General features: G+C 57.4%; 12 protein-coding genes. All 12 read left to right on the top strand.

What is annotated here, in order from left to right:
* Nucleotides 1-751 (top strand): Mu-like prophage major head subunit gpT family protein (locus tag AAY47_RS10940; protein ID WP_047769779.1); only part of this gene is annotated, 751 nt, incomplete at its 5' end.
* A complete protein-coding gene (locus AAY47_RS10935; protein WP_047769775.1) occupies nt 751-1,077 on the top strand; it encodes an HI1506-related protein in 327 nt (108 codons plus the stop codon). The genes AAY47_RS10940 and AAY47_RS10935, both read left to right, overlap by 1 nt.
* A gap of 2 nt (nt 1,078-1,079) precedes the next feature.
* Nucleotides 1,080-1,508, top strand: a complete 429-nt coding sequence (locus AAY47_RS10930) for a gp436 family protein (protein ID WP_047769749.1) — start codon at nt 1,080-1,082, stop codon at nt 1,506-1,508.
* A complete protein-coding gene (locus AAY47_RS10925; RefSeq protein WP_053014260.1) occupies nt 1,505-2,155 on the top strand; it encodes a DUF1834 family protein in 651 nt (216 codons plus the stop codon). Before AAY47_RS10930 ends, AAY47_RS10925 begins: the two co-directional genes overlap by 4 nt.
* On the top strand, nt 2,152-2,343 hold the full coding sequence (locus tag AAY47_RS10920) for a DUF2635 domain-containing protein (protein ID WP_047769772.1): 192 nt from the start codon (nt 2,152-2,154) through the stop codon (nt 2,341-2,343). Before AAY47_RS10925 ends, AAY47_RS10920 begins: the two co-directional genes overlap by 4 nt.
* Complete coding sequence (locus AAY47_RS10915; RefSeq protein ID WP_047769771.1) at nt 2,336-3,769, top strand: phage tail sheath C-terminal domain-containing protein; 1,434 nt, start codon at nt 2,336-2,338, stop codon at nt 3,767-3,769. The genes AAY47_RS10920 and AAY47_RS10915 overlap by 8 nt, the downstream gene beginning before the upstream one ends.
* A gap of 10 nt (nt 3,770-3,779) precedes the next feature.
* The gene (locus AAY47_RS10910; RefSeq protein ID WP_047769769.1) at nt 3,780-4,154 is read left to right on the top strand and encodes a hypothetical protein; all 375 of its coding nucleotides are present in this window, start codon (nt 3,780-3,782) and stop codon (nt 4,152-4,154) included.
* The gene (locus tag AAY47_RS10905; protein WP_047769767.1) at nt 4,151-4,489 is read left to right on the top strand and encodes a hypothetical protein; all 339 of its coding nucleotides are present in this window, start codon (nt 4,151-4,153) and stop codon (nt 4,487-4,489) included. The genes AAY47_RS10910 and AAY47_RS10905 overlap by 4 nt, the downstream gene beginning before the upstream one ends.
* A complete protein-coding gene (locus tag AAY47_RS10900) occupies nt 4,489-4,683 on the top strand; it encodes a hypothetical protein (RefSeq protein ID WP_047769743.1) in 195 nt (64 codons plus the stop codon). Before AAY47_RS10905 ends, AAY47_RS10900 begins: the two co-directional genes overlap by 1 nt.
* Before the next feature lie 5 nt (nt 4,684-4,688).
* On the top strand, nt 4,689-6,953 hold the full coding sequence (locus tag AAY47_RS10895; protein WP_160300199.1) for a phage tail tape measure protein: 2,265 nt from the start codon (nt 4,689-4,691) through the stop codon (nt 6,951-6,953).
* Entirely contained in the window at nt 6,950-8,428 is a 1,479-nt protein-coding gene (locus tag AAY47_RS10890) for a DNA circularization protein (protein WP_047769763.1), read from the top strand. Before AAY47_RS10895 ends, AAY47_RS10890 begins: the two co-directional genes overlap by 4 nt.
* Nucleotides 8,412-9,073: phage baseplate assembly protein (locus AAY47_RS10885; RefSeq protein WP_047769761.1), on the top strand; the 662-nt coding region annotated here is incomplete at its 3' end. The genes AAY47_RS10890 and AAY47_RS10885, both read left to right, overlap by 17 nt.

Raw genomic sequence — 9,073 nt, 5'->3', positions numbered from 1 at the left:
GGCCATGCGCAAATGGGTCGGTGAAAAAGTGGTGAAATCCCTGTCCGGGCATAAATACACCATCGAGAACGATGACTGGGAAGCGACCATTGAAGTGGATCGCAATGATATTGAAGACGACCAGACCGGACAGTATGCCATTCAGGCCAGAAGCGCCGGGCAATCGGCGGCTGCCCTGCCAGATGACATTGTCTTTGCCCTGGTCAATATGGGTTTTGAACGCCCGTGCTACGACAAACAGTACTTTTTTGACCGTGATCATCCGGTCGGCACAAGGTCGGTGTCCAACAAAGGGAAAAAGGCGCTGTCTATTGCATCGATGGCGAAAGCGCAGGCGTCCTACGGTGCCGCCCGTACGGCCATGCGCCAGTTTACTGACGATGACGGCCGCCCGCTCAATATCAACCCCAATATTTTGCTGGTGCCGCCTGCCCTGGAATACACCGCCCGCGCCCTGATGACCGCCGACAGGCTGGAAGATGGCAAGGTTAACCTGTTTAAAGGCACGGCTGAAGTGGTCGTGGAGCCGCGCCTGACCCATGACAGCCGCTGGTATCTGCTGGATACCACCAAATCCATCAAACCGATTATTTATCAGGAGCGTAAAGCCCCGGTCATGGTGGAACAAACCAGCCTGGACAGTGACGACGTGTTTACCCGCCGCCAATACAAGTTTGGGGCTGAAGCCCGTGCCGCAGGCGGTTACGGTTTCTGGCAACTGGCGTATGGCTCTACCGGAGAAGAACAATAATGCCGATTTTAATTACTGCCAAAGTGGCGGACTTTCGCCGCTGTGGTATCGCCCACAGCGACAACACCACGTCCTACCCGGATGATCGTTTTACCGCTGCACAACTACGCGAGCTGCAAGCCGATCCGATGCTGGTGGTGTCCGTCGTCAATGAGGCAGATGTGCAGTCACCGGGGGCTGATAGCCAGACTCAGGTTGCCGGACTGACTGAGGAAGTCTCACGCCTGACCACCGAACTGGATTCCGTGACCGCAGAGCGTGATGCCCTGAAAAAAGACCTGGCGGCCCTGAAAAAGGGCGCGAAGCCGGCTAAAGAGGAACCCTGACCATGTACGCCACCCAGCACGACATGATCTTAGCCTTTGGTGAGCAAGAATGTATCAATCTCTGTGACCCTGACATAACGGGACAAATTGATGAGCCGGTGATGAATGCCGCCTTAACCCGCGCCAGTGCCGAAATTGACGGTTATCTGGTCGGGCGCTATGCCACGCCGTGGCCGGATACCCCGCGCATTCTGGTCGGCCGTTGCTGTGATATCGCCCGTTACCACCTGACGACAGCCCATCGGGTGATGTCGGACGAAATTCGCCTGCGTTATGAAGATGCCATGCGTTTTCTGGAAAAAGTGGCCGCCGGACAAATCAGCCTGGGACGGGCGGATAACGGGCAACTTATCCAGCCCACCCCGCAAATGGCGTTTGGCAGCAGCCCCCGCCAGTTCGGCCGTGATGCGACAGGCGGAGGTGCCTTTTGATCACCCAGATAGAACAGGCCATTTGTCAGCGACTGACTGACGGGCTGGGTAAGTTGACCCGTACCGTGACCAGTTACGGCGGGGAAATCGACGAGGATGTGGGGCGGATTGTGCGCGTGTTACCGGCGGTGTGGGTCACGTTTGGCGGTATCAGCAAAACCGAGCCATTCAGCGTGTCCAAACGCCAGTACAAACCGACCGGACAATTTGTCGTGATTGTCGGGGATTACAGCACCCGCAGTGAAGCGGCCTCCCGCCAGGGTGGCGTTAACGTCAACGAGGTCGGGTGTTATCGCCTGGTCTACGCGGTCAGGCGATTACTGACCGGGCAGGATTTGGGATTGAAAATCAATCCCCTGGTGCCGGGTCGTGTCCGTACCCTGTTTAATACGCAGGTCGCTGAACGGGCGCTGTCGGTCTTCGCCTGCGAGTTTGATACCCAATGGCTGGAGACCGCTCTGGCGTTGGGGGCATGGCCTGTCCAGACGGATGACCGGGCACACCCTGACTGGCTGTACAACGAATATCGGGGTCACCTGTCCAAACCCGACCCTGACCTGTTACGGGTGGGTATGCGTTACGACCCGCCCGGTATGGGATCACCCGATGATCCGGCCGATTTAGTGAATCTCAGGAAAAAGCCATGAATACATTAATGGTGACTGCCGCGACGGGGCTGCGTGTCCCGCTGGAAAACCAGTCGCGGCGCTACATTGAATCTGAACCCGTAACGGTGCCGGATAGCGCCTATTACCGTCGGTTAATCACGACGGGGGATTTAGTGCTGGTCGTTCCCACCACGACGAAGGTGGGTAAGTCGAGGAAACATGATTAGTTTTGATACTATTCCGTCCAGCATCCGCAAGCCGGGTAAGTATTTTGAATTTAATACCCGCATGGCCACCCGGACACTGCCGGGCAACCCGCAGCGGGTATTGATTATCGCACCGATGGGAGCGCAGGCGCAGGCGGCGGCACTGACCCCACTGGATATCTATTCCGATAATGAGGCCGCCCGCCAGTTCGGGGCCGGCTCACTGGCGCACCTGATGGCCCGTGCTGCTATTCAGGCCAACAGCTATCTGCAATTGCAGGTGATTGGCATTGAAACCGCCGCCGCAGGTAAAGCCGCCACCGCCACCTTGAGCCTGACCGGCGCTGCCACCGGCAGCGGTACCCTCTATTTATGGGTGGGTGACCAGCGCCTGGATATTGCCGTCGAGTCGGGTGACAGCCTGACAATCCTCAACAGCGCAGTGGTTGCAGCGGTTGAGGCGGCAACCGCATTACCGGTCACGGCCGCGACCCGCAATCAGGGCACTGACGAAACGCCCCGTTACGTCATCACGTTGACCGCCCGTCAGGCCGGGGAATTCGGTAATGCCATTCACCTCCAGGCCGGGTGTACCGCCAAAGGCATGGGTATCACCCTGTCCGGCATGGCCGGCGGTGAAAATGACCCCGACATTCAGCCGGCACTGGACGCCGTTTTTGCGGCCGGGCATCAAATCATTATTTCCCCCTTCAGTACCCAGACGGCCCTGCTGGCCCTGCGCACCCATCTGGATAAGACCGGCAATGCGATGGAGCAGCGCGGTGCCATTGGTGTCGCAGGCTGGACAGGCACTCTGGCAACGGGCACCACGCTGGCGGGGGAAATTAACGCTGGCCGTCTGACCCTGGGCTGGTATCCCGGTTCGGCAAAATTGCCCGCCGAACTGGCTGCCGCCTACGGTGCCGTGATTGCCAGTGAGGAAGACCCGGCCCGCCCGCTGAATACCCTGCCCCTGGCGGGTATGGATATTACCCCTGTAACACACCGCGCCAGCCGTAACGAGCAGGAAAACGCCCTGCATAACGGCCTGACGCCGATTGAGGTCGGTGCCGGGAATCGCGTGCAGATTGTGCGGGCCATTACCACCTATACCCGCAACGCCGAAGGGGTGGATGATATTGCCCTGCTGGATCTCACCACCCTCCGCACGCTGGATTACACCCGTAAGGCGTGCCGTGAGCGCATTTCACAGCGTTTTCCCCGTGACAAACTCAATGAGCGGACACGCCAGAAAGTGCGCTCTGAGTTGCTGGATGTGCTGCTCAAGCTGGAAGAGTCTGAGATTCTGGAAAACGTCGAAGCCAACAAGGACAAGTTAATTGTTGAACGCAACGATAAAGATCCGAACCGGCTGGATGCGGAAATTCCGGCGGATGTCGTCAATGGCCTGCACGTCTTTGCCGGCCGTATTGACCTGTATTTATAAGAGGTAACCCATGTTAGAAGAATATGTCGGCGCGATTGTGCTGGAAGTCGATGGCCGTGAAATTGAGGTCACCGATTTGGACGTGCAAATCAACACCGGGCGCAAGCTGGTCAAGACCATGAACAAAACAGGCCGGGCCAAGGGGTACACCTCCGGCATTGCCACCTATGACCTGTCGTTGTCGGTGGTCATTCCGCTGGAGGGTGATCTGGACTGGGGCAACCTGGTGGGCGTCAAAATCACCCAGTACCCGGTCACGGGTAAAGGGGGCCGCCGCACCTCGTATCTGGACTGTTTCACGACCGAAGTGGGCGCGAAATACACCGTCGATAATGAGGCCAAACGTGATATCAAAATGGCCGCATTACGGGAGGTCATCGAATGATAACCCAAACGGGCACGTTGCTGTATGGCATTGAACACGCTGACAGCGTGCACCATGAATTTCAAATCCGGCTGCCGACCATGCGCCAGAGCTATGCGGCGCTGGACGAAACCGAGTCCGTGTGCGGCACCATTGACGGGCATGCGGCGGATCTGCATTACCGGATGGCGGTGGTCGCCCGGTGTCTGGTCACGCTGGGCACCATTCCCGTCTCTGATATCACCACCGAATTATTGCTGGATCAACTGACCAGCGAGGATTTTGAGGTGCTGGAACAGGCCATTGCCGCCGTTAAAAAAAAGCGACAGCCGCCACCGAACGCCGCAGCGGAATAATGCTGGTCAGTATTGCCCTCGGGCAATACGGTCTCAGTCATGAACGCATCCTGGCCATGAGCCGCCCCGAACTGGACGGCTGGATTGCGGCATTAGGGAAACTACAGGGTGCGCCGGCCCCCAGACACAAACACCGCAAGCGGGTTAAATCCCTGCGTCAGAAACCCAGACAGTCAATAATACAACGGGGTTAATGTATATGGCACGTGATCTCAAAATATCCCTGGCGGTTTCGTTCCGTGATGCAGCATCGCAAAATATCATCAAACTGTTGCGGGATGTGGTCAAAGGCGCGGAGGATGCCGGCAAAGCCGCCGACAAGGCCGCCGAGCGTGAAAACCGTCAACAGAAGCAGCGCCGCAAGGCGTCACAGGCGATGACCGCCGAAGCGCGGCGCCAGGCCCGGGATGCCCGCGCCCGCGAAACGCTGGGCGTACGCGCTGAACGATCCATTCAGCGGGAAATCACCCGCACCATCGCCAGTTATAACCGGCTGGCCCGCAGCGAAACCCTGTCCATCGCCGAACAAAGCCGGGCCTATGATGCCATGCGCCAGCGTGTCGCCGCCCTGCGTAATGAAATGCAGGGCGTCAGCCGGCTGGCAAAGTTAGGGGCATTTGGCAGCAAAATGATGACCGTGGGCGGCGGACTGGTTGCGGGCGGGATGGTCGTGGCGAAGCCGGTCAAAGAACAGATGGGCTATGAACAACGGCTGGCGTACCTGAGTAATACCGCCTTTAATGAGCGGGATGTCGCCGGCCGCAAAGCGGGCAAAGCCGAGCTGCATAACATTATTCGTACGTCGGTTGAAACCGGGGGCGGCACCAAGGAGCAGGCCACTGAGTTACTGAGTGAAATGTTAGCCAATGGGGCATTCAGTTTTGATGAAACCAAAACGTTAATGCCCATATTACAAAAATATGCGACGGTCACCGAGGTCAGCGGTGCGCAGTTAGCCAAAGTTATCGAATCGCTTAAAGGGTATGGCATCACCAGCGCCGACGATATGATGAAAGCCCTGGATGCCGCGATCCGGGCAGGACAGGAAGGAGCATTTGAGTTTGCCGATATGGCCCGATGGTTACCGGAAATTTTGTCAAAATCCTATGAAAACGGCTACGCAGGCCTGGAGGAACTGGTTAAAATTCTTTCCTATACGCAAGGGGCGAAAAAAAATGCCGCCTCATCGGATGAAGCGGGCAATAACCTCGGCAACTTAATCGCTAAGTTAAACAGTACCGATTTATCCCGGCGGGCGGCCAGAATTAAATTTGATGGTTATGGTATCGATATTGCGAAAACCCTGGCCGATGCGCGGGGAAAAGGCATTGATCCGCTGGAAACCCTCGTCTTATTGACGGACAAGATCGCCGCGCAAAACCCGGAGTTACGCAATATAGAAAAAGCCCTGGCGAGTACAGACCAGAAGTCACCGGAATATCAGCGGTTATTACAATCGCAACAAAAGATATACGAAAGTTCGTCTATTGGTCGATTAATGGCTGACCAACAGGCCATGATGGCCCTGTTGGCGATACGTAACTATCGTCAATTCATTAGCGACGTTCAGGCGGATGTGCGCAAACAATTAACGCTGCCCAAAGGGCAGGGTGAAGGTGATATATCTTTTGCAGTCATTGCGGATGAGAATGAGTTTAAACTCCAGCAGGCTAAAAATGCCAAAGGCTTTGCTGAAATGAACGCGGTAAAACCGTTGTCAGCCGTCGTCGGGGATCTCTCGCAAAAATTCACCGAGTTAAGCAAAGAATTTCCGAACCTCACCACGGCGGCGGTCGGAGCCACCACGGCCATTGAGGCGATGACGGTCGCCGCCGTGGCCTTTGCCGGCCTGAAATTTATCACGGGCCGGAGTGGCATTCCCCCCGGCAGTACGGCGGCTTCAGGCGGCGGCTCTGGCGGCAGTGGCTCTGGTGGCCGGTTCGGGCGGGTGAGCCGCTGGCTGCGTACCTCGACCAGTGGCTTGACGGGCGGCCTGTCACGGCTGTTATCCACGCCAGCGGGTCGGGCCATTCCGGTGATTGGCACCGGGCTGGCGGCCTATCAGGGCACCCAGGATTTTCCCCTGATCCAGATCCAGGGCAAGGCGGAAAAACTGGCCGAAGTGCGCCAGCGTCTGGGACGGGAGTTAACCGAATTCGAAACCGCCTACTATGGCACGGCCGGGGCAAAAGACGCCTGGCATGATATTAAGTCCCTGTTTAGTCCCAGTGATGAACTGTCCATTAAAAAAGCCCCGGTGACGGTACAGGATGCCGAAAAAGCGGGAATTGTCAGGGCACCGAATACTAACCTGGTTCAAAAGCTCCCGGACAGTAAATCTCAGCCCCTGCCCCCGATCACATTTACGTCCCAATTACTGCTGGATGGCCGAACGCTGGCCGAAGTCATCAATGAGTATAACGCGGCTGACGCCGGGCGCGGAACAGGAGGATTATATCCATGAGCTGGCGTGATGACCTGCAAGACGCGGCCTTCCGTGGGGTGAAATTTGATGTCCTCAATACCCAGGAAAGTGTTGCCCGTGATCATGAAGACCATGAATACCCCTTTATTGATGGGGCCACCGTGATGGATTTAGGCCGTAAAGCGCGGAATTTCCGGCTGTCTGCGTTCCTGTGGGGTGACCGTTATAAACGTCAGCTGGATACCCTGATTAAGGCGCTGGACACGCCCGGCGCGGGCGAACTGATCCACCCGATTTATGGCTCTATTCCCCGGGCACACTGTATTGAGTACCAAATCCAGCATGAAGCCGAGGGGCCGGATAGTTGCAATGTGGAACTGGTTTTTCTGGAATCCACAACCGGCACTAAACTCCACGGCTCGGCACACCCGGAGCAGTTGGGTGACCGCCTGTTTGACCATATCACCGGGCTGACTGAGCGTGCGTCAGATTTGTTTGATCAGGTCATGGCACCGGTGCATAACAACATGCGCTATCTCGCCAAAGGCAAGGCGGCCCTGTCCGGTATGTTAAACACCCTGACCCTCATGCGCGGTGAGTTGGCTGGCGTGATCAGTCAGGGCGTGGATTACCTCAACTACCCCCGCGCGTTTGTCCATGATTTGCAGTCCATTCTGGATGTCCGCACCGGGGGCATCGGGGATTTACTGGATCTCAAATTCCCCGGCGTGATCAATTTGGGGCGCAGTGGGCGTGCCTCGGGTAACAGAGATTCATCGGGCGGCAGCGGTTCATCCGGCAGCCCGGCCTATTCCGCCCGTCAATCCGCCTCGCGCAGCCAAAATGAGGGCTATCTGCCGGGGACGGCAACCACGGCTGCTGTCCTCAGTCAGGGGGTCAGTGCGACAACATTGCTATCGGCCTGGGGGGACAGTATCGCGGTCATACACCAGTTAACCGCCTTGCCTGCGGCGCTGGTTCAGCGTGATATAACGGCCCCCGTCCCCATGCCGGTGGATGCCAGCCTGGAGGATGTCCGCGATCTGAGCGTGCTCTGTCAGGTCATGGCCGCCGGTGAACTGGCGGGTCTGACCACCGCGATTTTATCTGATGAGGTACAGCCTGACCAATTATCGCCGGATGATATCACCCGCATCGTCAATACCGTCAGGGCTGCCATTCTGACTGCGATAGCTGAGGTGCGGGCACAATACCAGCCCAGCACCCAGCGTATCAGTGAAGACAGCGAGCCAGTGGGGTTATTGTGGCGTGACGTGGTGTCCCAGTTGAAACACATTGCCCTGGAATTGCAGACCCTGGCGATCATCGTCATGAACCGCCGCCCGCCGTTAACCCGCCGCACGGTCACCACGTCAACCACCAATTTGCACTTGCTGGCGCATGAATGGTACGGCGACTATGGCCGCGCCGCCGAACTGGCCCGCCTGAATCCGTGGTTACGTGACCCGAACGCGATTAAAACCGGAGATATCCTCAATGCCTATACCCGATAAGAAAGCCGTACCATTCGAGGATAAACCTGTGCTGTTATTGAACGGCCAGGCCCACAGTGACTGGCAGCACTACCGTATCGACAGCGATTTTCTGAAGGCCACCGATGCCTGGCAATTATCGCTCGGCCTGCCTGATGGGGTATTCCCGGTGGATGCGGTACGCGGTGCGCCGGTCAAAGTGAAAATCCGGGACACGGTGATTTTGTCCGGCCGGGTGGACAGCGTGACGCGGGACGTTTACCGCCGGGGCGTCACCCTGAGCTTGAGTGGCCGCGATGACGCCGCCATTCTGGTGGATTGTGCCGCTCCTGTCTTTAGTGCCCGCCAGTTAAATCTGGATGAAGTGATTGCCAGCATCGTCCGCCCGCTGGGCATCACCCGCATTCGTATTCAGGCGAGTGACATGACACGGAATGACCGGATACATATCGAACCCGGCGAACGGGCGTGGGATACCCTGGCAAGAGCCGCCGCCGCGCGCGGCGTCTGGCCGTGGTTAGATCCCGACGGGACACTGGTCATTGGTGGCCCGGACTACAGCAGTCCCCCCGTGGCGGATCTCATCCTGCGCCGTGATGGCCGGGGCAATAACCTGATTTCGTTGTCAGACATGCGCAATATACAGGGCTGTTTTTCCGAATTAAT

The sequence above is a fragment of the Xenorhabdus griffiniae genome, from assembly GCF_001028135.1.
Lineage (GTDB): Bacteria > Pseudomonadota > Gammaproteobacteria > Enterobacterales > Enterobacteriaceae > Xenorhabdus > Xenorhabdus bakwenae.
The sequence above is the reverse complement of the archived record's forward strand: the minus strand, read 5'-3'. Positions and strand labels throughout refer to the sequence as shown.

What these genes read in the sequence shown, in the direction of transcription:
- AAY47_RS10900 (WP_047769743.1), top strand. Translation starts at nt 4,489, where the DNA reads ATGCTGGTCAGTATTGCCCTCGGGCAATACGGTCTCAGTCATGAACGC.
- AAY47_RS10890 (WP_047769763.1), top strand. Translation starts at nt 6,950, where the DNA reads ATGAGCTGGCGTGATGACCTGCAAGACGCGGCCTTCCGTGGGGTGAAA.
- AAY47_RS10910 (WP_047769769.1), top strand. Translation starts at nt 3,780, where the DNA reads ATGTTAGAAGAATATGTCGGCGCGATTGTGCTGGAAGTCGATGGCCGT.
- AAY47_RS10930 (WP_047769749.1), top strand. Translation starts at nt 1,080, where the DNA reads ATGTACGCCACCCAGCACGACATGATCTTAGCCTTTGGTGAGCAAGAA.
- AAY47_RS10915 (WP_047769771.1), top strand. Translation starts at nt 2,336, where the DNA reads ATGATTAGTTTTGATACTATTCCGTCCAGCATCCGCAAGCCGGGTAAG.
- AAY47_RS10920 (WP_047769772.1), top strand. Translation starts at nt 2,152, where the DNA reads ATGAATACATTAATGGTGACTGCCGCGACGGGGCTGCGTGTCCCGCTG.
- AAY47_RS10935 (WP_047769775.1), top strand. Translation starts at nt 751, where the DNA reads ATGCCGATTTTAATTACTGCCAAAGTGGCGGACTTTCGCCGCTGTGGT.
- AAY47_RS10905 (WP_047769767.1), top strand. Translation starts at nt 4,151, where the DNA reads ATGATAACCCAAACGGGCACGTTGCTGTATGGCATTGAACACGCTGAC.
- AAY47_RS10895 (WP_160300199.1), top strand. Translation starts at nt 4,689, where the DNA reads ATGGCACGTGATCTCAAAATATCCCTGGCGGTTTCGTTCCGTGATGCA.